Source organism: Streptomyces sp. H27-H1 (assembly GCF_026627445.1).
In the GTDB taxonomy this organism is placed as follows: domain Bacteria; phylum Actinomycetota; class Actinomycetes; order Streptomycetales; family Streptomycetaceae; genus Streptomyces.
In genome coordinates this window covers 22,827-43,964 of record NZ_JAPNLJ010000044.1, presented here as the reverse complement: position 1 = coordinate 43,964, position 21,138 = coordinate 22,827, and the positions used below count along the sequence as shown (strand labels likewise).

The following is a 21,138-nucleotide window of genomic DNA, read 5'->3' as shown; positions in this document are numbered from 1 at the left end:
TTTGACGGCAACGCTGACGGCGTCAGCGGACGACGACGGCTGCGGCGGGTGGGTCGTCAGGGGCGTCGGTTGGAGCGAGGGCAGTGCCGAGGCTGTCGATGGCCTGGCGCTGGAGTCGGAGGCGTAGGTGAGCGTAGACGCCAGCGGTGACGCCGATGTGGGCGTGGCCGAGGAGTTCCTTGATGACGACGAGATCGACATCTTGCTCAAGGAGCAGGGTGGCGGTCGAGTGCCGGAGGTCGTGGAAGCGGATCGTCCGGAGTTCCGCGCCGTGGAGGAGACGGCGGAAGCGGCGGGTGAGGTTGGTGGGGGGCCTTGACCCCGTGATCCCCGCGTGCGCCCACAACGTTGACGGCCCCGTACGACTCCTCGGCGCGCACGGCCAGCCCCGCCCGCTCCCGTCCGACGAACAGGCCTACTGGGTCCAGATGTCTGATCGGGTGGAGGACCCCGAGCGCCCCGGGGAGCGCGTCACCCGCGTCGTGTGCGCGGACGTCGCCTATGACGCCCGCGACATCGGTGGGACCTAACGTGGTGCGGCGGGTGTTCGGCGGTGAGCACGTCATCACCACCGCGGCGTACGCCGAGATGGTCGCCGCCATCCGCACCCACCGTTACGGCGTGGAGCTGGACCGCCGCTCCGCCTGACCACCACCACCCGCCACGGGCCCTGCTGACTCCACCGGCCGGGCCCGGCCCTTGTACCGGCTCGACTCAAAGGACAACGACATGAGCAGCACCACCGCCCGCCGCATCACCATCAAGCAGCGTCAGACGGAGATGATCGAAGCCATCACCCGCGGTGAGGTCTACAACGTGGCGAGGGAGCGCGGCGCATGGGTCGTCTACGGCCTGGGGGGTGAGCGCCTCGGGGGCGCCGGCTGGTACGACTGGGACACGGCCCGCGTCCACGCGGAGATTCGTCGCATCGTCCGCGCCGACCAGGACGACCGTGCCACCCGCCCCACCGTGGCCGAGCTGGAGGCGGGCGCCGCCCGCGTGCTGGCCGAGGTCCGCGCCGAGCTGGCCGCCGAGGCCGAGGCGGCGGCCATCCGCGCCGAGGTCGAAGCAGAGATGGCCGCCGACCGTGAGCGGGAGCTGACCGAGGCGACGGCGCAGGCCCTGGGCTGGACGGAGCGACACCTGGAGGCCGTCCAGTACGCCGCCCGGCAGCCCATCCACTCGGACGGGGCTGGCGCCTACCGGCGCACGCCGGGCGGCCGCCGCATCTCCGCCGAGCTGGTCACCTCCCTGGCCGGCGGCGGCTTCCTGGCCGAGGCCGACGGCCTGGTGACTGCCACATCCGACGGGGTCACCGCAGTGCGCCGCATCCTGGCCGCCGCCACCCCGCTGGTCACCCCGGAGGAATGGCGGGCGCACGCCGTCCGCGTGAACCGGGCCCTGGCGCACGGGAAGACGGCGCATCTGCTCCCCTGCCTCCCCGATGGCCTCGAGGCCGCCCGCCGTACCGCAGCGGCCCGCGCCCAGTGGGCGGAGTACGAACGCCAGGCCGCCGTCCGGCACGCCGAGGCCGTCGCCATCCAGGCCCGCGCCGAGGCCGCCCACCAGCAGGAGCTGGCCGAGGAGAGCGCGGCCGCCGACGCCACCGAGGAGCAGCTGGTGACGGAGCAGATGTACGGATGCGGGTCCTGCCCGAACACGTGGGAGCTGGCCGCCCGGTGCGGCACGTGCCGTACGGCGTTCGCGCCAGCCCCGCACGTCCCCGCCGCCGGGGACCAGGACGTGGTCCTGGACGTGGTCCTGGACGACGTTGCCGAGGAGTTCGCGGAGCATGCCGCGCGCGACGCCGCCCAGGTGTCGGTCCGCCGCCCGGCCGTGCGGGCCGAGGTCTCCCGCCACCACGTGGTAGGCGGCCGCGGCCTGGCCCGCATCACGTTCCCGGCCGCCCGGGCGCACCGAGCGCGGGACCACCGCGCCGTGGTGCTGGAGCTGGCCGCCTTGTTCGGCCTGCAGACCTCCACGCCGCGCCGGCTGCTGGCCGACGGTACGCACTGTGGTGCCGAGCTGTGGCGCCAGGTCGATGTCGCGGGCCCGGCGCGGGCGGTGGAGCGGATGCTGGCCGCGCTGCTCCCGGGCCTGGACGGCCTGGAGCTTCTGGCGACCCGTGCCGCCCGCCGCCTGGGCACCTGGCGCCGCTCCCTGCTGGCCATCTTGGGCGGCCACCTGGACGCCCTGACCCCGGACCAGCGGGCTGAGCGGGCGCGGGAGTTCCGTACCGCCGTCCTGCGGACCCTCGCCGGTTTCATGCGGGCCGGTGCCCTGGCGGCGCCGGGGACGGACGGGCGGGCCGCCCTGTGGGACCAGGTGGATGCGGTGGCCGCCGAGGTCTGGACGGCCGGACCGGTGGACCCGTGGACGATGGCCGCCGAGCACGCACCGTCCCCGGCCTCAGTGGTGGAACCGGTAGCGGCCGCGCCTCTCCGGCGAGTTCCCCTGGTGTTCGTCGATCACCCGGCCCGGGCCGTGGCGCTGGCCGCGTGATCGGAGCGGCGCATGGCAGACGCTGTCTGGCAACGTGGGAGGCGTCCCGCCACCGGCAACAGGGGCTTACCCAGGGTTGCCTTGGGCTTACCCGCGCCGTTGGCGGGAGGCTTACCCAGGCATCAGGGGGCTTACCCGGGGCGGAAGCGGGAGCGCCAGCTGTCGGCCTTCTGTACTGGCACCTGGGCCTGCTCCTGGCGCTCACGCTCGGCCTGCTGATCGGCTGTAACAGCCTGCTGCGCGCACGGCTGGCACAGCGTCGGGTGCCACCGCGGGGTCGCGTTCGGGTGCGCCTCGGCTGCTTTCCACCGTTCGTCGGTGAACTTCGCCCCGCATGCGGCGCAGACGGGACGGCGGGCCTCCCGTTCGGCTTCCTTCTGCTCCGCCGCGCGCCGTCGCTGCTTCTGGTAGTCCTCGCGCTGGACCCTGTCTTCCTCCCGTTCGCGGGCATCGGCGGCCTCGCGGCGTGGATTGCCGATCGCCTCCACTAGAGGCTGCATGTGGTCGCGGCCGAAACGGTGGAACACCGCGCCGGCCGGACCGTGCTGGCTGAGGTTCGGCAGGGTGACTGTGACTACCGGGATCTTCCCCTCGTAGTGGTGATGGCCGCCGCGCTGCCGCTCCCCCGCCCACAGATGGCGGGTGAGCTCGGCCAGGCGCGGGACGGTGCGGTCCGGATTGCGTTCCCCGATCGGGTTGAACACCAGTAGCACCGGCGGGTGCGGCACATCGCCGTACGTGGCTTCTCCACCCGTCCAGCGGGTACGCCACATCGGGAGCTCGTGACCTTCGCTGTCCTTCGCCTTCTTCCTGAAGAACCGGGCGTACTTCTCCAGCTTGTCTGCGAGCTCCTCCGCCGTCTCGTGGCAGTTGTCGGCCTCGATGAACAGCAACGGCACGTGGTCCTGCGGGGCGGTGAGCACGATGTCGGCCTGTGCGCCGCCCTTGCCCGGGGCCTTCCAGGTACCGATGGCGGGCAGCGGGACCTCGGTCCAGTACGAGCGGAGGGTGCCGATCCCGGCGGGTGCGTCGACGGCGGCCTGGGCGGCTGCCCGGGCTTCGGCCGGCTCCTCGATGAGTCGGGCCAGGTCCGGCTTTGGGCGCAGCATCGCGATGACGGTCTCGTTGACCGTCATGGGATGGGTGGCGCCGCTGGAGCCGGCGCCGCGGGCCGTGGAGCCCATGTCCGTCAGCGGGCGTCGCAGCTCGTACGCGGCGGCCTCGAGTCCCTTGGTGGTCAGGTTGCGCAGCGCTTCCCCCGTCCGGGCGGTGCCCCCGTTCTCCGTGACGCCGTGCTTGCGCATGTCGGAGAGCGCGCCGGTGTGGGAAGCGGTGCGCGCGGCCTTCCGCTCGGACGGAGTCGGCTTGTCGGTGTGCCGGTAGGACAGGTGCGGCGCACCAATCCGCTGGATCTGATCGGCCGTGGCCACCTTCAGCACCCCGAGCACCCGCAGCACATCACCGCGCAAGTCGTTCGACGACCCCGCTGGATTGGTCTTGCGCTTCCCCGCCATCAACTCTGCTCCTTCGCCTGCCCGACCAGCCGTCGGTCGACCGCCGGCCTCGCCCTGCCTGCCGCCCCCTGGAACCCGATGATCTCCTCTCCTACAAACACTACGGGGAGAGAAGAGGGTTGTGACGATGCTGGAATCGTGCCGATTCGGGGCGTGACCAGCGGTTTTCCTTCCTCTTCCCCTATCAGTACCCCAAGGAGGATTCGAAGGAGGAATCAAAGTGGCTTCCGCAGGAGCCCCCTTTGGCTTACTCAGCCGGCACCCCGGACGTGCAGGCAATGCGCTCACGCGTACTCGGCGATCTCCCCCTCGGAGTGCCGAGAGACTCCCAGCCCTCCCGCAGCCCATGAGAGTGTGAGGCCTGTTCAGGAAGGGCCTGGTCGGGGAGGGGTGGACACGGAAGTGACTGCGGGGAAGAGGACGATACCGATGCTGACTCGTACGCACCGGATATTGATCGGTGTCGTGGTCGCCGGAGCCGTCATCATCGCCGGGATCGGATTCGCCGGTTCGTACGCCGCCGTGCGTACCCTCGCGTTGCAGAAGGGCTTCGGCAACTTCTCGCTCTTCTTCCCCATCGGCATCGACATGGGCATCTGTGTCCTGCTGGCGCTGGACCTGCTGCTGACGTGGATCCGGATCCCGTTCCCGCTGCTGCGCCAGACGGCGTGGCTGCTGACGGCGGCGACGATCGCGTTCAACGGCGCGGCGGCCTGGCCCGACCCGCTCGGGGTCGGCATGCACGCGGTGATCCCGATCCTGTTCGTGGTCACCGTGGAGGCCGCCCGGCACGCGGTGGGCCGGATCGCGGACATCACCGCCGACCGGCACATGGAGGGCGTCCGCATCACGCGGTGGCTCCTGTCCCCGGTCCCCACCTTCAAGCTGTGGCGCCGGATGAAGCTGTGGGAGCTGCGCTCCTACGAGCAGGCCGTCGGCATGGAGCAGGACCGCCTGATCTACCAGGCCCGCCTCCAGGCCCGCTACGGCCGCGGCTGGCGCCGCAAGGCCCCCGTCGGCGCCATGATGCCGCTGCGTCTGGCCCGCATCGGCGTCCCCCTCTCCCAGACGGCCCCCGAAGGCCTCGCGGCAGCCGGCATCGAGCCCCTGCTCCTGCCTGCGGCTACGGGCGTCACGGCTCCTCCTGCCTTCGCCCAGACGACCCCACCTCCAGCCCTATTGGTGGGTGAGGCCACGCCCGCTGAACAGACGGCTCTCCCTCAGCCGCAGTTGCAGTCCGGGCCCCAGGCCGCCCTTGCCGAGGGTGCCACTGTCCCGGATCCAGTCGCCGCGGAACCGGTGGGCCGGCCGGGACAGAACAGCGGTTCCCTCGCGGCGGCTGACACACCTCAGCTGGTCCACGAGGACGACTACGCCCCCTACGGGATGGAGCGCCAGTTGCTGCCGGGAGGTTCCTTCGAGGCGTACCGCGCGTTCATCACTGCCAACGGCGCGTTCCCGGGCGATGAGCGGCAGCTGTACGAGGAGTACCCGACGCAGGAGCAACTGATCGAGCCCGAACCGGCCGATCCGGTCGAGCCCACGGCCGATGACCGGCTCCATGCCCCGGTCGTCGTTGAACACCAGGCCGTCGTGAAGCCCCACCCGTTCTTCGGGCCGCCCGCTGTGCAGACCACCGTGGTGCAACCGATGGAGGCTGAGCTGGACCCAACCGAGCTGGCGCCGACAGCCGCCTCGGCGCCCGAGGGCGCCAGCGGGGAAGTCGGACGGCGGAGCGCACTTGATGTCTCGTCGGCGAGGACGACCGAGGCGCACCTGAGCGAGCCAGCTGTGTGGGAAGCATCGGTCACTGATGGTGGAGGGGTGGCCGCGAGGCTGCCCGATCAGCAGACCAGCGAGCCGGATCTAGACCCTGTTCAGCTACAGATCGTGACCGTTGCGGGCTGGTTGGCCGAGGCCGAGGAAGCCGGGCAGAAGCTCGCCGGTGCGGAGGTCGCCCGCCGGCTCGGGCTGTCCCCGAAGACCGGACAGCGGCGCGTGAGTGCCGCAAGCCAGTACCTCGAGGACCAGCGCCGGCAACAGGGCCGCGCACATCTCCGGTCGGTCAGCAGTTGACGGTCGACGTCGCGCACGTGACCGACAGCCATGCCGCACTCGTCGGTGACCGGTCATCGCATCGGTCACCGGTCACCCAGTAGTCGGCCATTGGTCACCGTCACGGTCAACCCTTGAGTCCGTGACCGATCGCTGGATGACCGATGACCGACGCGATGACCGATGACCGGCCGTGGTGTGACCGATCCCAGCGACCGGTGGCCGATGGCCGGTCCGGTCCTCATCGGTCACCGGTCATGCCCGATGACCGCCCGTCGGTCACCTCCGGGATCGGTCACGTGATCCAGCATCGCAGCCAGGCTTACCCACCCCTTGGAAGGGCTTACCCAACCGGGCCCCACGAGGCTTACCCAACCCCCCAAGAGGCTTACCCAATCGACCGCAGGGGGCTTACCCGTTGAACGGGTAAGCCCCCTGCCTGCGGTTTTGGCCTTTTGGGTAAGCCTTTGGGTATGCCTCGGTGAGGAGAGTTCACGGCACGAGATCCGAAAGGAGACGTGCCGTGCCCGACGTACTGCACCCCGCCCGAACCACCGGCGGGATCTTTGACCAGCTGGACACCGAATGGGCAGCGCTGTGCGCCGACACCGCCGTCCAGGCCACCGTGACCGACTGGCTAGTGACCGATCAGCTGGCCGCCGGCATCGCGGCCGTGACCGATTCCTCGGTACGCGCCCTCGGCCCCTCCCGGTTGCTCACCGTACTTCGCGCCCACGGTGACCGGCTGACCGATGCGTTGGCCGATGCCGTGCTGCGAGCCCTGCTGCGTCGGGCGGCAGGCCGTGACCGATCGGCCACTCTGGCTGGACGGATCATTGTGCAGGCGATGATCCCCGCCGCCGTCCGGATGGCGCGCGGCCAAGTCCGCCCCTTCGGCGGCCGGTCCTTCGACTACGTCGGCCACACAGCGGTGGCCGCGCTCTACGAGGTCGCGTGCTCCGGACGCATCCACACCCGGCCCGGGCGCCCCGCCGCCAATCTCGCCCTGGAAACGCTGCGTCACTTTCTGGCCCAGCTTGCCGCCGAACGTGAGGAGCTCGGCGAAGACCTCGCCGTCGCCGAAGACCTCCCCGACCCTCTGCCCGGACCGGCCGAAATTGCCGGAGCCCGGGCTGTGCGGGCCGCCGCGACCGCCGCGGGCCTCGAGTCTGCCGGGGCTCTGCTCGAAGGAGAGCCGAGTCGTTCCCGTCTGGAGGTCCTCGGTCTCGTGCTGGAGGCGATGGAGTCCGGTGGCCTCTCGCCCGGCGACGGTCGCCTCATCACCTCGTACTACGCCGCCGGTTCGGTCTCCGACGCGAAGGCCGCCGCGTACGCCGGAACCTCCGTCGTCGCCTGGCGCCGTCGGCGGTCGCGCGCCGTGGCCGCCCTCAAGTCCTCACTGCAGCCCGCGGCCTGAACCCCGCGGACAAGCCCCGTACCCGATCACCCAGGAGGAACCTGTGCCCGCCACTACGACGAAGGCCTTGCTGGACGCCGACGAGGAGAAGGTCACCCGTGCGCAGCGGCTGCTGATCGGTCTCGGCGCCGCTCTCGTCCATCAGCCGTTCGACACCGTCACCCACGACAAGCTCCGCGTCTTCCTGGCCGAGGAGGCCGCGTCCGTTCTGGACTCGCTCCGGGTACTGCGGCAGCGGCCAGAGGCGGAGCTGCGGGCCCGGATCGACGAGCTTGCCGGCCACCGCCTGAACGCGCGGGGTGCGGCATGAAATTGCTGACCCGCCGAGAGCCGGATCACGCCCGAACCGACGTCGGAGAGCCGGAAGCCGACTACGCGGGTGGCTGGTCGACCGGTGCCCAGGCCAACGCCTCCACCTTGATTCGCTGGACGGCCTGGATCCTGCTGTTCTGCGGCCCCGTCATCGCCACGGTCGCCTACGTCTCGGCAGCGGCCCCCGCCCCGGCCGCACAGCCGAAGTCGGCTGCCAGCACGGGTACCTCCGCGGGCTCGCAAGGGGCCGCCGGGTTCGCCACGCTCTACCTCGACGCGTTCCTGCGCGCCGGGGACGGGGACGGGGGCAAGCTCGCCGCGTACTACCCGGCCGCCGCCCAACTACGACTCGAAGGGCAGTCCGGCCGGCGCCATGGCGAGCAGCTGACCGTCGTACGGCTGCGCCAGAGCGAGCGTGACGTGTGGTCGGTGACCGTGGCCGCCCGGATCAGCGAAGCCAACCCGGCGCCGACTCCGTCGCCCGACGCGGCCCGTCGCGATGTGAAGGCGGAGGCGCGCGCAGCGTCGGCTGAGGTTGTCCACTACTTCCAGATCCCCATCGCCACCGCGCCTGCCGAGGCGGGTGCGACGGGGTACATCGCGCTGGGTCTGCCGGCGGAAGTCGGGGCGCCAACGCGCATTGAGGCTCCGAAGCTGGTGTACGGGCCGTCGCACCCGGCGCTGCCGAGTGATCCGCGCACGCTCGCGGCCACCGAGTTCCTGCGCGCCTATCTCACCCAGGCCGGGCCGCTGGACCGCTACCTCTCCCCCGGCACCCGCCTGACCCCGATTGTCCCGACCCCGTACACGGGTCTGGCCGTCGACCAGATCGCGGTCGAGGGCGAGGCGGGCGAGGCCGCGGTCACCGCGGTGCCGGGTGATGGAACCCGGCTTCGGGTCCTGGTCGAACTGCGGGGTACCGGCCACGACGGCATCCGGGTCCCGCTCTCCTACGCACTGAGCCTCACCGCACGGGCGGGGCGCTGGGAGATCGCCTCCCTGGACGCCGCCCCCGCCCGTTCTGCTCCGCCCTCCGTCGCTCCCTCCTCCTGAACTCGTGAAAGAGGTTTTCGTCATGAATGACACCGTCACTCTCGCCGCCGGCTGGATCAGCACCGGCTGGGGCATGGGCGTCGACATCAAGAAGCTGATCTTCATCGTCCTCATCCCCTGCCTGTGCGGCCTGTTCGTGGTCGTGGTCGGGTGGAAGACCAAGGCGCCCGGGCCGACGATCGTGGCCTGCATCCTGGGCGCTGTGGTGTGGGGGCTGTCCGCGAGCATGGGCACCCTGCAGGGCAAGGTCACCGAGGACATCACCACCTACAACGGCACCACGGTCTCGGGCGACCAGTGAGCGGGGCCAGCGGCAACGCCGACCCCGAGCTGATCGGCCGCTGTTACACCAAGGCCCGTCGCTCCCCGCTGGTCTACGGCGTCATCCGCGATGTACGGGGCGGGCGCGGGCTGCGCCTGCCGGGCGGCCCGTACACGATGACTCAGCTCACCGCGATCATCGCCACCGTCGGCCTGCTCGTCATCACCCGGCCCCTGTGGGGCGGGCACGGCGTCGGCGACATCGTCGCTCTGATCGCCCTGCCCTTCGGTGTCTCCTTCGCGCTGCGCCGTCTTCAGGTCGACGGCCGCAACCCCGCCGCAGCCGCGGCCAGCGTTCTCGTGATGCTGGCCGCGCCCCGACGAGGCCGGCTCCGCGGCCAGTCCTACCGGCCGGCCCCCGCCCGCCGCACCGGCTGCACGCTCACCCTCCCCGGCGGCACCGAAGCCGAACTGAGCGCGCACGTGAGGACGGTCGCCCCCGAGGCAGCGACTGGGACCACCGCAGCCGGCTTCAGGCCCGGTGCTGTGCTGCCTCCGCCCGGGCCGACGGTGGCCTCTGGTGTCCAGGCTCTCCTCGCCCGCCGTGCAGCCCAGCCCTCATCCCCTACGGAGTACTGATGCGTCTGCCCATCCGCCACGTGGAACAGAATTTGATCTTCACCACCCACGGCACCGTGTGGGCGGTGTGGCGGGTGGCCGCCGCGAACTACTCCCATGCCCCGTCCGTCGCGAAGAAGCGCCGCCTCCAGTCCCTTGAAGCACTGTTCAAGGCGCTGGCCGGCGAGCCGATGCTGATGTCGCTCTGCCCGCAGGTCGATCCGGCCGCCGTAGTACGCGCCATGGTCGCCGACGTCGACCTGCCCGCCTCCCCGCGCTACGAAGCCCTCGGCCACACGGTCCTGGACCAGCTCGAGGCGATGGAGTTGACCGGGCGCACCGACTGGCTCGCCGTCCCCCTCCCGGCGCTGTCGCGTACGGGTGCGGTGAAGGACGCGTTCTCCGCCGCCGGTGCGGAACTCGCCCTACAGCTTGGCCTGCTGCCCGCTCCGATCTCCACCAACGAGGTCCGGCTGCGCGTCGAGCAGGCGCAGCGCCTGCAGGCGCAGTGGCCCGGCGGGGTGTCGATGCGGCCGGCGAGCGAGGCGGAGATCCTGTGGATCTACGGGCACTCCGCCCGTCGCGGGCTGGCCGAGCCCTTCCTGCCCGACGGCACGGAACCGGCGATGCGCGGTCGCGGCCGTACCGTCGCAGCGCTCGGCGACGTCCTGCTCGCCGAGGGCGGCGCCGACCTGACCGGCGGACCCGCGCGGGTTCTGCCGGCCAATCCGTTCAAGCGGCGGTTTGTGCAGGTCTCCAGCGAGTGGGGTGATTCCTACCAGACGCTGCTGGCGCTCTCCGAGATGCCCGAAGCGTTCGCTCTGCCGGGGGCGGCGTACCTGCAGCAGCTCGACGACCTCGCCTATCCGGTGGACTGGACCGCCCGCCTGGTCATCACCCCCGGTGCGAAAGCCGAAGCGAAGACGCGCCGCCGGGCCCGGCACTTGAAGGCGCAGGCTGCCGAGTACGAAGGCGATCCCGCCGGCCCGCCGACGGCCATCGAGAAGAACGTGGAGGACAACGACGAGTTCCGTGAGCGGATCACCGCCAACGCCCGCGAGGTGGAGGTGAGCGCCATGGTCACCCTTGCCGTCTGGGGAGACACCCCCGCCGAGGCGCAGGCCCGCGCAGCTTCGCTGGCCTCCGACTTCGGGGTGGGGGACTACACCTTCCGCAGCCCGGTGGGCAAGCAGTGCGAGTTGTGGCACGCGATGCTGCCCGGCTGCCGCACCCCCCGCGTCATGCTCGGGTACGCGCAGACCCTTCTCGCGCGGGACTTTGCCATGGCGATGCCTTGGTGCGGCAGCGCGCTCGGCGACGAGCGCGGCGGTCTTCTCGGCCTGCAGATCGCCTCCGGCGGCGCACGGCCTGTTCTCTTCGACGCCACCCGAGGCCCCCGCGAGAACGCTTCCGGGTCCCTGGCGGCGGTCGGTGAACTCGGGGCGGGCAAGTCCATCGTCCTCAAGGATGCGACGTACGAGGTCCTGGCCCGCGGGCACCGGACCGGGCGGCCCGGGTCGCGGGGCCGGGCCGTGATCGTGGACCGGACCAGGGATGAGGAGTGGGTCCGCTTCGCGGACGCCTGCCCCGGCACCACCCAGGTCGTCCGCATCGACCACTCGGCTGCGGTCTCCCTCGACCCACTGCGCCTCTTCCACCGACACAGCGTCAAAACCGCCGCCCGGTACACCGAATCGTTCCTGACCCTCCTGCTCGGGATCCGTCCGATGGAACTCGAAGGTGTCGCGCTCTCCGAGGCAGTCGAGGCCGTCCTGGACCGGCCCGCCCCGTCGATGCGGGCTCTTGTCACCGAGCTCGAGGCGCGCGGGGCCGCGGACCCGGCGGCCCGGACGCTGGCCCGCAAGCTGGCCGCCGTAGCCCGCAAGGACCTCTCGAGGGTCGTGTTCGACGACAGCCTGCCCGTCGTCGACACTGCCGGCGCCGACAGTGTGGTCTTCGCGGTGAACGCGCTCGCCCTGCCCAAGAAGTCCGAACTGACCAGCGATCACCGCATCGAGCGCCTGGAGTTCGAAAAGGTGCTCGGGCGCGCGGTGATGTATCTGATCGCCGCGGTTGCCCGCGAGACGGCGATGGCCAGTACGGCCGAGTTCTGTGTCACCGTCTTCGACGAATGCTGGTGGCTCACCTCCTCCGACGAGGGCCTGGAGCTGCTGCTGGAGCTGCTGCGTGACGGCCGCAAGCGCAACGCCGCCGCCTACCTGGGCTCTCATGACGCGGACGACTTCGGGCCGGCGGACTCGGAGAAGGGGGCCATCATCCGTGGTCTGATCCCGCTCCGGTTCGTGTTCCGCCAGACCGCTCCGTCCCTCGCGGCACGGGCACTTGAGTTCCTGGGCGTCGACCCCACCGATGCCAACCTCCTGGACCTCGTCACCACCCGGCTCTCCCCCTGCACCTGCGCGACGAGGAGAAGGCGGCCAGGGCGGGCGAGTGCCTCCACCGCGACCTGCCCGGCCGGATCGGACTCATGAAAGTGCTCATCCCCATGGACGACGAGATTCGGCAGGTCATCCACACCACCCCCGGCGCCCACGGGATGGCGGCATGAACAGCGTCAGAATTTGGCGCTCCCGCCTCCACCTGCTCGGTACCGCCCGGCTGCGCCTGGCCCTGCTCGTGGCGGCCTTCGTGGCCACCGCCTTCACTCTGTTGACCTCACTGCCCGCCCACGCCGCGCCCAGCCCCACCCCCGACCCCACGGCCACGGCCACGACGCCGCCCTCCCTGCCGCTGAGCCCGCTCCCCCCAAGCGGAGGCCTCCAGCAGCAGACCCCCACCCCCGAAGAACTCCAGCAGATCCAGGACCTCCTCGACGAGTTCAACAAGCACGTCTCGAAGGCCATGCAGGAAGCGTTCATGCAGGCGGAGCAGGAACGGATCCGCCTGCTCCTGCCCGACGAGGGCGGCGTCCTGAGTGTCTTCAACGTCACCGACCGGGGCGGCATGCCGATCTCCGCGTATACGGTGCGCTCGGACACCGGAGGCCTGACCGACTGGGACCTGGGGATCTACAACCTGATCGCCGAGCTCTGCTTCATGATCACGAAGTGGGTCATCGCGTTCTGCTGCTGGCTCATCGCCCGGGCCCTGTCCTTCGCCCTGGCCAAATTGCTGCTGACCCCGGCGCTGTCCGTCGCGAACTCCCTGCACACCCGCGTCATCCTGGAAATGGGTCTGCCCAGCCTGGCCATGGCGGTGTGCGCACTCGTCTGCGTGGCGCGGATCTTCTTCGGGGACCGGGCCAAAGGGTGGGGGGACGCCGCGCTGTCCCTGCTGATCGCCGCCCTCACCACCACGCTCCTGGCCTCGCCACCGCAGGTGTTGCTGGGTTCCGAGGACGGGGCCGTCTCCGTGGCTCGCGGGCTGTCCCTGGAAGTCGCCCGCATCATCCTCGACGCCAGCCCCACCGCACTGCCCGCGCCGAGGAAGGACGGGGACGAGGCGGACAGCGAGTCCCTCGCCCGGCCGCTCACCGACTCCCTCACCGACGCTTTCATCGTCAAGCCGGCGATGCTCATCCAGTACGGCCGCGTCTTCGAAGGCGAGTGCGCCACCAAGTACAGCCAGACCAAACTCTCTCAGCTCGCTTACGACCGGGCGATAACCGAGCAGACCGCCAAGCTGAAGAAGTACAACCACCTGCGGTCATACATCGACCCCACCGGCGCCGCCCTTACCGACTGGACGACACCCATCGTTCAGCGGTGGGCCGTAGACCACTTCGGCAACCCACCGATGCAGGAGTTCGAGAAGGAGTGCGTCAAGGGCGACATCGGCACGGCGAAAAAGGCCTCGCTCGACAAGGCCATCAGCGCTCTCTTCCTCCTGGTCGCCGCCCTCATCGTCAGCGTGCTGATCTCCGGCCTCACCGGCAGCTTCCTGGTCGCCCAGTGCCGGATCGCGTGGGACGCGATCCGCGCCGAGCCCGCCCTCGTTCTGGGCACCATTCCCGGCGCCGGCCGCGCGTACTTGTGGGACTGGGCCGCCTCCGTCCTGCGCTCGCTGGGGCAGATGATCGCCAGTGTCATCGCCCTGGCCACCTTCATCGTCATCGTCCAAGCCGTCCTGGACCCCACGCAGACCGACTGGGGCAAGGAGCTGACCCTGCGTTTCCTGATCGTGGACCTCATCTGCATCGGCGCGGTCATGAAGCGCCGCAAGATCATGGCCCGCTCCAAGCAGGTCTCCCAGAACCTGCGCACCAAGCTCTCCACCAACCGCATCGGCGGAACCCACGGATCAGTCTTCACCCCGCCCTCCTCCACTCCCATCACCAAGCAACCGCGCGTCGCGCAGAGCACGGCGCGCGTGCTGGTGCGCGCCGGCCTCGTCGGTGTCTCCCTCGCCAGCGGAAATCCGCTGGCAGCCATGGCCTACGCGATGCCCCAGTCCGTCGGCGCCTCCGTCCTGGCAACCCGCCTCGGCTCCCCCGGCCGCGGCGGCCGCAGTGGTCCCGCCCGTCCAGCCGCACGGCCCGCCGGCCGCCCCCGACCCACCGGAGGGACAGGCCCGTCCACGGGGCCCGCGCCGCGCTCGTCTCGCCCAACTCCTGTCCCTACGCCCAACCCACCGACCGCACCGGCACCTGCACCGGGAGCCACGCCCTCTTCCGTACCGCCGCCACGCCCGAGCCACCGGCCCGGGGCCCATCCCGCCCGCCGACCGCACCCCGCCCCAACGGCCGCTGCCGCCGCTGCCCGGCCAGCAGTCGCACCGCGTCACCCTGTCCCCACTCAGGCTGCCGCCTCGCCCCGGCAGCGCCAGCTCCGTCATCGTCTGGACCGCAACGTGCGCCGTACCCCGCCGCCGGGCCGGGGGCCGGCGTGACGAAGAAGAGGAAGGCGTGGCTGGCCGGCGGGAGCGCCTGCGTGTCCTTCGCGCTGATACTCATGGCGGCCATCGCCGCGCACGTCTCGGGCATCGCCGACGCCGAGGCCCAGGCCGCGGCCCGCACCCAGGGCAGCTGCTCCGCGGGCACTGGGCTCGACTCAGACACGGCACGCATCGTGCAGCAGGTCCGCGCCGCCCTCGCCGGGGGCGGCGCGGGCAGCGTAGAGGTGGCCGGGCTGTCGTCGCCGGGTGAGCAGATCCCCATGGCCCGGGCCGTCGTCGCCACGGGGATCCAGATGCGCCTTCCGGCGCGCGGCCAGGTCATCGCTCTGGCTACCGCGCTCCAGGAGTCGGGGCTGCGCAACCTCGACTACGGGGACCTCGACTCCCTCGGCCTGTTCCAGCAGCGCCCCTCGCAGGGGTGGGGCAGCCGGGAGCAGATCCTCGACCCTGTCTACGCCTCCACGAAGTTCTACAAGGCGCTGACCGCGTTGAAGGACTGGGAGTTGATGCCGTTGACGGTCGCCGCGCAGAAGGTGCAGGCATCCGCCTTCCCCGACGCGTACGCCAAGCACGAACCGCTGGCCACAGCCCTTCAACTGGCCATCGCGCCCACGCTCGGAGCCCCGCCCCCGCCCGGTCTGCCCGTCGTCGCGGGTCCCGCTGGCACCGCATGCCCCGGTTCTGGTGGGGATACGGACTGGGGCACCATCCCGCCCGGCACCATTCCCGCCGGCTACCAGATCCCCTCCACCGCACCAGTTCCGGTTCAGAGCGCGATCCGCTGGGCACTGGGCCAGCTCGGCACGCCCTACCAATGGGGTGGCAGCTGCACCAACCCCCACGGCAACGCGGCTTCAGGGCGCTGCGACTGCTCCTCGCTCATGCAGCGCGCGTACGGGATCGCGGGAATCGAGCTCAGTCGGACCACCTACACCCAGGTCAACGAAGGCACTCCGGTACCCGCGAACGCGATCGCGCCCGGTGACCTCGTCTTCAGCCGCGGCAGCGCGACCGTCCCGGAACACGTGGCCATGGCGATCGGGAGCGGCCTGGTGGTGCACGCGCCCAGGCCAGGCCGAAACGTCGAAGTAGTAGCTCTCGACACGATCACCGTGCTCGCAGTCCGCCGGATTACAACGTGAACATGGTGGTTCATGCCGCAAGATAATCACGAACTGATAACGACTGGGGGGGTGATGTCACAACCGGTCTTCTGGCCGTACTTGGTCCGGGTGAAGGGACTTTTCCCGAAGCGACCAAGGAGGCCCCGTGAAACGTGGCACCACTACCCGCATCACTTCTCGGAGTTCGGCATGACGGCCGCCGTGCCGGGCGCCGAAATGTTCTTCACCGGCGTGCACGCCATCGCGGTGTCGGCACCGTTCCTCGCTACGGCCGTGCTGGTGGGCGGTGCCGTATGGGGCTGGAAGGCGTTCCAGCGCGCACTGCGCGTACGGGAAGCACTCGCGCACCGCACCTGCGTGGAGCTGGTGCCGACCAGCACCTTCGACCCGCAGGCCAGCGAGGTCTCGAGGTGGGCGCACCACCTGGGCCGCGTCGTGGACGCCGCCCAGGCGCCGTCACGCGGCGCGGCCGTCCGGCTGCGGTACTCGGTCGACCCGGACGGCATGATGCGCTGCTTCCTCGAGGGCTCCGCCCAGGCCGGCGCGGTCCTGTCGATGCCGGGATTCGCCGAGGTCGAAGTCCGCGTCACCCGCCGCAGTCAGGGGATCAAGCCCGTCCGCTTCTCTGCTCCCCTCCAGCGCAAGGGAGGCGCCCAGTGAGCGCCCCCACCACTCTCACCAAGCCCGCGCCGAACGGCGGATCCGGCCGTGGGAAGCGTCCGGTGCATGTGGAGCGGGCCGAGCTCGTCCTGGGCCGGTCCGACCACAAGGCACTCGCCGCACTCGGGCTGTCCCCCGATCCGCTGCAGCAGCTGGCCGCCGCCCTCGCGGCCGTACACGCGAAGAGCGGAGAGCGGGCCGACATCGTCCTGGACCTGGTTCCCGTACGGGACCGCCAGCTGGCCCGGCGCCGCCGGCGTCTCCTCGCCGAATCCCGCGGCCCGGCCTCCACCGGCGGTACGGGCGCGGCTGCGTGGGGGGCGTTCATGGCCGCCTGGTCCGGCGGCAAAACTCTTGGCTCCACCCCCGGCGCGAGCCGACAGCCGACCAGGGGCGGCGATGTCCGCGAGGGGATCGGGAAGTTCGAGCCCGCGGCGGGCGCGGTCTTCGCGGTGCAGCTGCTGCTGCGTACCGAAGCCGCGCATCCGCAGGCCGCCCTTGCCCGCATGCACCAGCTGCTCGCCGTGTTCGCGACCACGAGCGGGGAGAACTACTTCAAGGCCCGCAAGCCCCGCACCCGGCGTGCGATCGCGGGGTTCGACCGCCGCTTCGCCACGGGCGAGTTCCGCCCGCACCGCAGGCAGTGGCTGACCGTCCCTGAGCTTGCCGGTTTCCTCAAGCCCCCCACGAAGCGGTGTCACGCTTCCAACGTCGTCCGCTCAGGCGGCCTCGTCCCACCGGCTCCCGCGAGGCTGCCCGTCTACACCGGACAGCCGGGCCTGGTCCCGCTCGGCGCCGTCATCTTCCCCGACGGGCAGGAGCGGATCGGCGCGGCCCGGGTCGAGGACCTCCTGTTCGGGCTCTCGCTGGGCAAGTCCGGGCACGGCAAGACGGAGGCCGCCCTCGTGCAGTGCATCGCGCTCGCCCACGCCGGCTACGGCACCTGGTTCCTCGATCCGCACGGCGAGGGCTGGGCCCGCGCGAAGCCTTACCTGGCGCACCGGAGCATCCAGTCGCGGGTGTGGGAGATCAACCTGGCCAAGGTCACCGACGACGACCTGGTCGTCTCCTGGAACCCGCTGTCCATGGAAGGCAAAACCACCGGCGACGTCCAGGACGTGGTCCGCTCGGTCACCGAAGGCATCGCCGCGGCCCAGGCCTGGGGCGACGGCGCGCCGCGCGCCCAAACGATCCTCGCCCGCACCGCCCAAGCCCTCGCCCTCCTCAACCTCCAAGCCGCCCATGACGGCAAGCCCGAGGCACAGTGCACCCTCTTCCAGATCCGGACCTGGCTCACCGACGAGGAATGGCGCAAGGCGCTGCTCCCCCGTCTCCCGGACAGCGTGCAGGCCTACTGGACGAAAACGTTCACCAAGCTGGGACCGGAGGCGGTGCCCACTGTTACGTACGCGATCGACCGCCTCGACACCTCGCAGTCGCTGCAGGCGTTCTTCGGCAGCCCGCGCTCCGCGTACAACACTCGCACCGCAATGGACACCAACCGGATCGTGTTCGTGTGCCCCTCCGGCAGCGAGTCCGACGCCCTGGTCAGCTGCCTCCTCATCCACGACCTCTACCGCAACGGCCTCGCCCGCCAGGACACCCCCCGCGAGGAGCGCGCCACGTTCTGGGCCTGGGGGGATGAGCTCACCGCCCTGGACAGCAGCAGCAAGGGCTTCCTCGCCGCGATCGCCGAACAGCTCAGAAAATATGAGATCAGGTTCATCGGCATGACACAGATGGCGCTGCGACTGTCCGCGATGACCCGCCAGTCACTGCTGCAGAACCAGAGCCTGCTGGCCACCTGCGCCGCGGACTACGACGAAGCGGCGTTCATCGCCAAGCGGTGGAACGGGCACGTCACGGCGGAGACCATCACCGAACTCCCCAAATACCACTACCTCATGTCCATCAACCTGAACGGCAAGCCGACCCGCCCCTTCAGGGTCCGCGGACTGCCCGTCGAAGAGATCTTCGCCAAATACAACAACCCCGACGGCATCCCCGCCCTGGACGAGACGATCGACACCAACCTCCAGCGCCGGCCCGTCAAGGAAATCCTGGCCGAACTCGAAGGCATGGACGCGGTGATCCTCAAGCACCACAGCAACCTCTAGCCAGCCCTGCCGCCTCTGCCCGCCCGACCTGAATGAGGGAACCCGCTGTGATACGTCGACTCTTGGCCCGCATCGCCGTCCCGGCCACCACGCACATCCCCGCGCCCGCCGCTTCAGAAAACGCCTGCGGCAGCGTCAGCGCGATGCTGGCGTTCAACCCCCTAATCACCGAACTCCTCGCCGTTCACTCACGCACCCGCCACCTGCCGACCCTCGCCGAACAGACACCCTCGCCCGAGGAGTTCCGCCTGGTCGCGCGCTCCATCCTCGGCTCCGTCCTCGAAGCCTGGAGCCGCCAGACCGACGGGCAGGGAACCATCGACGACCTCCTCCTCGAACCCCGGCCGGTCCGGCCCTTCCCCTGGTGGTCCGTCCAGGCCGACACCCGGGAGCACCACCGTGCGCTCTGAGGTCTCACCGACTGGCGCATCCGGCTCCCGCTGGCGTCCCGACGTGCGGGCGACACACCGTCAGCAAGGCTCTTCCGACACGGTGGAGGGAGCGAGCAGGGGTTTGCACCAGAGTGGTGCGAGGGGCATAGGGTGGGCCTGCGCTGGATTCCGTGTTCACCCGGATGCGGAGGGCAGCCACCTCGTAAACGGCGAAAACCCCAACGGCATCAGGCTGGCCGGCCTGAATCGCGCCACTGGGGCTGAACCGGTGCGAGAAAACTTCGACCAAAAAGGCCTCGCACAGTGCGAGACCGATGCTTGCCGAATCGAGGTCTCGCTGCGGTGCAGCGTACCCGCAACCGTCCCCCGGGACACAACAACCACCGCCAGGCCGAGCCCGTGTCCACTCCGGCCACCTGGTGGACTTCCCCATGCCCTCCGGCATCCGGGACCGTACCCATCCCCCGTGAGCGGGGCTGGATGACGTAACCCATCTGAGGGGCAGCCCGGCCGCGAGAACCTCCCCAGGCCTCGCTCAGCTGCCCCGGCCACCGTGCCCGATTTGCCGTCGGGCCAGCTGGCCATCTGCCACCGCCATCTCCAGGGCTTGACCCCCTGGTCCGGCGAAGTGTCCGACCTGAAGGCCGGACATTCATTCGGTTCTCCCAGAACCCGAAACACCCCCAAGGGGCGCTTCGTGCTGCGCGCAACGGAGCGGACGCAACGAAGGTAATGATGCACGACGTCCCGGCCTGCCGCCATATCGACCCGGCAGCGTGCCTCAACGTGTCCGCGACCCCCGGGCCCGCAGGCATCCAGTTCGAGCTGATCGATGACGCTTGCGAGCACGAGGTCGCCACGACCGCGTCCCGGCACCTGCGTCGCGCTCGCGACTTCCTCGCCGCGGTCCGCTTCATGGTCTCCGCCGGCTACCACTGCGACGCGGGACCCACCACGGTGCGCCTGGCCGAGGCGTTCGCGGCCCGGATGCGGCGCAGCCACCACGGCCACTTCCCCTTCAGCGTCGAAGCGACGCAGCGTGAACTCGCCCTGGGGAGGCGGGCGGTCCTCAAACACGCCAAGGTGCTCCGCGAGCTCGGGCTCCTCGCGTACCTCGAGCACGGGTCGAAAACCAACTCGATGCGCACCCGGCACGGCTCCGCGTGGACCGCTAAGCACGGATACCGCGGAACTGCCACGCTCTTCGCCGCCGTGGCCCCGCCCATGTGGGATGCGGCCATGGGCCGTCGGATCGCCGGAACCGGGTACACCGCCCGCGTCATCGGAGTCACCGACCACGGCCGGGCGCAGGCAATCACGGACGTCCGTCGGCGCAGCGTGGCGAAGCCGAAGCGTGGAAGGCGGTGCACCCCTTCTTCTGTGGTCCCACAGGACCACAGCAACCTGCAGGTAGTGGGGGGTAAGAACTACACCCGCGAGCGCGGGTGCGCCTCGAAGTCCCCCAAGCCCATCAGCCAGAACCTCTCTCGCCTCACCGCGGCGCAGTGCGCCCAGGCGATCTCCATCGCCGAGCAGCTGCGAACCGAGGTCTGGTGGCTGCACCGGGCCTGCGCCCGCCGGCTCGCCCATGCTCTACGCCCGCTCATCGTCCAGCGCTGGAGCTGGCAGAGCCTCAGCGCCGAACTCCAAAGCTGGGGCGTCCCGGGACATCTCCGCGACCCTGCCGCCTATGTCCGCCATGAACTTGCCCGCCAGCAACGCCTCGGCCACCTGGGCGACCCGGCAGCGCCCACCGTCCGCGACGAGCTCGTCGACGAGACCGGGCAGCAGTACACCGACTTCCTCAACGGGCTGGCGGCATACCGGGCGCCGATCATGGACCGCTTCAAGGCGCAGGTCGGTCCCCAACTGCGCCAGCGCCTGGCTGAGATCCGGGAAGCCGTCTCACAGAAGAGGCCCTTCCCGGCTCCGTACGCTCCGCCGGCCTGGCTGCGGGAACCCGAGGACGCCTTCCTGAGCGCTCTGCCGCCACACGAGACCTACGGGCGGCAGGTCTCGCCCCGGGAGGTCTACGAGGCTCGGGCCAAGAGGCACACCGTGCCCCAGAGCCGGCAAACCCATTCCGGCGACGAGCGGTGGCTCGCTTACATGAAGGAACAGCTGAACGCCGAACGTGCGTGTGCGGCTCTCCGGGCCGACCTGGAAATCTGGCAGGCCGAGCAGGAAGAACAGCCCCATTGGCGATAAGTCCCTTCGGCGACTCCACCGACCTCTTGGCGCCGGCCTCGGGGGCGCCTG

17 protein-coding genes and 1 pseudogene are annotated in these 21,138 nt (G+C 70.6%); 16 read left to right on the top strand and 2 right to left on the bottom strand.

Translation table 11 applies throughout. The features are described 5' to 3' along the window. Positions 1-22 precede the first annotated feature (22 nt). Positions 23-325, bottom strand: a pseudogene (locus OTB20_RS33380) (tyrosine-type recombinase/integrase); the annotation flags it as partial. Between OTB20_RS33380 and OTB20_RS33375 the strand changes: the two are divergent. From OTB20_RS33375 to OTB20_RS33365, 3 genes are all read left to right on the top strand, one after another. After that, the gene (locus tag OTB20_RS33375; RefSeq protein WP_267823359.1) at positions 324-530 is read left to right on the top strand and encodes a hypothetical protein; all 207 of its coding nucleotides are present in this window, start codon (positions 324-326) and stop codon (positions 528-530) included. The pseudogene OTB20_RS33380 and the gene OTB20_RS33375 sit on opposite strands and share 2 nt — an antisense overlap. Next, positions 520-648 (top strand): hypothetical protein, encoded by a 129-nt coding sequence (locus OTB20_RS33370; RefSeq protein ID WP_267823347.1) that lies wholly within the window; start codon positions 520-522, stop codon positions 646-648. The genes OTB20_RS33375 and OTB20_RS33370 overlap by 11 nt, the downstream gene beginning before the upstream one ends. Positions 649-729: 81 nt before the next feature. Then, positions 730-2,502, top strand: coding sequence for a hypothetical protein (locus tag OTB20_RS33365; RefSeq protein WP_267823345.1), 1,773 nt, complete (start codon positions 730-732; stop codon positions 2,500-2,502). Between the two features lie 131 nt (positions 2,503-2,633). Here OTB20_RS33365 and OTB20_RS33360 read toward each other — a convergent pair whose 3' ends face one another. Beyond that, complete coding sequence (locus OTB20_RS33360; protein ID WP_267823343.1) at positions 2,634-4,016, bottom strand: replication-relaxation family protein; 1,383 nt, start codon at positions 4,014-4,016, stop codon at positions 2,634-2,636. Between the two features lie 429 nt (positions 4,017-4,445). On the opposite strand from OTB20_RS33360, the gene OTB20_RS33355 reads away from it, so the two are divergent. The 13 genes from OTB20_RS33355 to OTB20_RS33295 all read left to right on the top strand — a co-directional run bounded on the left by OTB20_RS33355 (position 4,446) and on the right by OTB20_RS33295 (position 21,087). After that, positions 4,446-6,092 carry a DUF2637 domain-containing protein gene (locus tag OTB20_RS33355; protein ID WP_267823341.1) on the top strand — a complete coding sequence of 549 codons (1,647 nt, stop codon included), beginning with the start codon at positions 4,446-4,448 and terminating at the stop codon, positions 6,090-6,092. A gap of 502 nt (positions 6,093-6,594) precedes the next feature. Further along, entirely contained in the window at positions 6,595-7,488 is an 894-nt protein-coding gene (locus OTB20_RS33350; RefSeq protein ID WP_267823339.1) for a hypothetical protein, read from the top strand. Between the two features lie 43 nt (positions 7,489-7,531). Continuing rightward, on the top strand, positions 7,532-7,798 hold the full coding sequence (locus tag OTB20_RS33345; RefSeq protein WP_267823338.1) for a hypothetical protein: 267 nt from the start codon (positions 7,532-7,534) through the stop codon (positions 7,796-7,798). Then, complete coding sequence (locus OTB20_RS33340) at positions 7,795-8,853, top strand: conjugal transfer protein (RefSeq protein WP_267823336.1); 1,059 nt, start codon at positions 7,795-7,797, stop codon at positions 8,851-8,853. The genes OTB20_RS33345 and OTB20_RS33340 overlap by 4 nt, the downstream gene beginning before the upstream one ends. A gap of 22 nt (positions 8,854-8,875) precedes the next feature. Next, positions 8,876-9,154 (top strand): hypothetical protein, encoded by a 279-nt coding sequence (locus OTB20_RS33335; RefSeq protein ID WP_267823334.1) that lies wholly within the window; start codon positions 8,876-8,878, stop codon positions 9,152-9,154. Next, the gene (locus OTB20_RS33330) at positions 9,151-9,753 is read left to right on the top strand and encodes a hypothetical protein (RefSeq protein ID WP_267823333.1); all 603 of its coding nucleotides are present in this window, start codon (positions 9,151-9,153) and stop codon (positions 9,751-9,753) included. The genes OTB20_RS33335 and OTB20_RS33330 overlap by 4 nt, the downstream gene beginning before the upstream one ends. After that, the gene (locus OTB20_RS33325; RefSeq protein ID WP_267823331.1) at positions 9,753-12,224 is read left to right on the top strand and encodes an ATP-binding protein; all 2,472 of its coding nucleotides are present in this window, start codon (positions 9,753-9,755) and stop codon (positions 12,222-12,224) included. Before OTB20_RS33330 ends, OTB20_RS33325 begins: the two co-directional genes overlap by 1 nt. Positions 12,225-12,297: 73 nt before the next feature. After that, the gene (locus tag OTB20_RS33320) at positions 12,298-14,580 is read left to right on the top strand and encodes a hypothetical protein (protein WP_267823329.1); all 2,283 of its coding nucleotides are present in this window, start codon (positions 12,298-12,300) and stop codon (positions 14,578-14,580) included. Positions 14,581-14,642: 62 nt separating this feature from the next. Then, positions 14,643-15,728, top strand: coding sequence for a C40 family peptidase (locus OTB20_RS33315; protein ID WP_267823357.1), 1,086 nt, complete (start codon positions 14,643-14,645; stop codon positions 15,726-15,728). Between the two features lie 171 nt (positions 15,729-15,899). Then, complete coding sequence (locus tag OTB20_RS33310; protein ID WP_267823328.1) at positions 15,900-16,370, top strand: hypothetical protein; 471 nt, start codon at positions 15,900-15,902, stop codon at positions 16,368-16,370. Then, positions 16,367-18,487, top strand: a complete 2,121-nt coding sequence (locus tag OTB20_RS33305) for an ATP/GTP-binding protein (protein WP_267823327.1) — start codon at positions 16,367-16,369, stop codon at positions 18,485-18,487. Before OTB20_RS33310 ends, OTB20_RS33305 begins: the two co-directional genes overlap by 4 nt. 47 nt (positions 18,488-18,534) lie before the next feature. Further along, positions 18,535-18,897 (top strand): hypothetical protein, encoded by a 363-nt coding sequence (locus OTB20_RS33300; RefSeq protein WP_267823326.1) that lies wholly within the window; start codon positions 18,535-18,537, stop codon positions 18,895-18,897. 768 nt (positions 18,898-19,665) lie between these two features. Continuing rightward, on the top strand, positions 19,666-21,087 hold the full coding sequence (locus OTB20_RS33295; protein WP_267823325.1) for a hypothetical protein: 1,422 nt from the start codon (positions 19,666-19,668) through the stop codon (positions 21,085-21,087). The last annotated feature ends 51 nt before the right edge of the window (positions 21,088-21,138 follow it).

What these genes read in the sequence shown, in the direction of transcription:
- OTB20_RS33355 (WP_267823341.1), top strand. Translation starts at nt 4,446, where the DNA reads ATGCTGACTCGTACGCACCGGATATTGATCGGTGTCGTGGTCGCCGGA.
- OTB20_RS33315 (WP_267823357.1), top strand. Translation starts at nt 14,643, where the DNA reads ATGGCGGCCATCGCCGCGCACGTCTCGGGCATCGCCGACGCCGAGGCC.
- OTB20_RS33335 (WP_267823334.1), top strand. Translation starts at nt 8,876, where the DNA reads ATGAATGACACCGTCACTCTCGCCGCCGGCTGGATCAGCACCGGCTGG.
- OTB20_RS33310 (WP_267823328.1), top strand. Translation starts at nt 15,900, where the DNA reads ATGACGGCCGCCGTGCCGGGCGCCGAAATGTTCTTCACCGGCGTGCAC.
- OTB20_RS33320 (WP_267823329.1), top strand. Translation starts at nt 12,298, where the DNA reads ATGAACAGCGTCAGAATTTGGCGCTCCCGCCTCCACCTGCTCGGTACC.
- OTB20_RS33360 (WP_267823343.1), bottom strand. Translation starts at nt 4,016, where the DNA reads ATGGCGGGGAAGCGCAAGACCAATCCAGCGGGGTCGTCGAACGACTTG.
- OTB20_RS33365 (WP_267823345.1), top strand. Translation starts at nt 730, where the DNA reads ATGAGCAGCACCACCGCCCGCCGCATCACCATCAAGCAGCGTCAGACG.
- OTB20_RS33340 (WP_267823336.1), top strand. Translation starts at nt 7,795, where the DNA reads ATGAAATTGCTGACCCGCCGAGAGCCGGATCACGCCCGAACCGACGTC.
- OTB20_RS33325 (WP_267823331.1), top strand. Translation starts at nt 9,753, where the DNA reads ATGCGTCTGCCCATCCGCCACGTGGAACAGAATTTGATCTTCACCACC.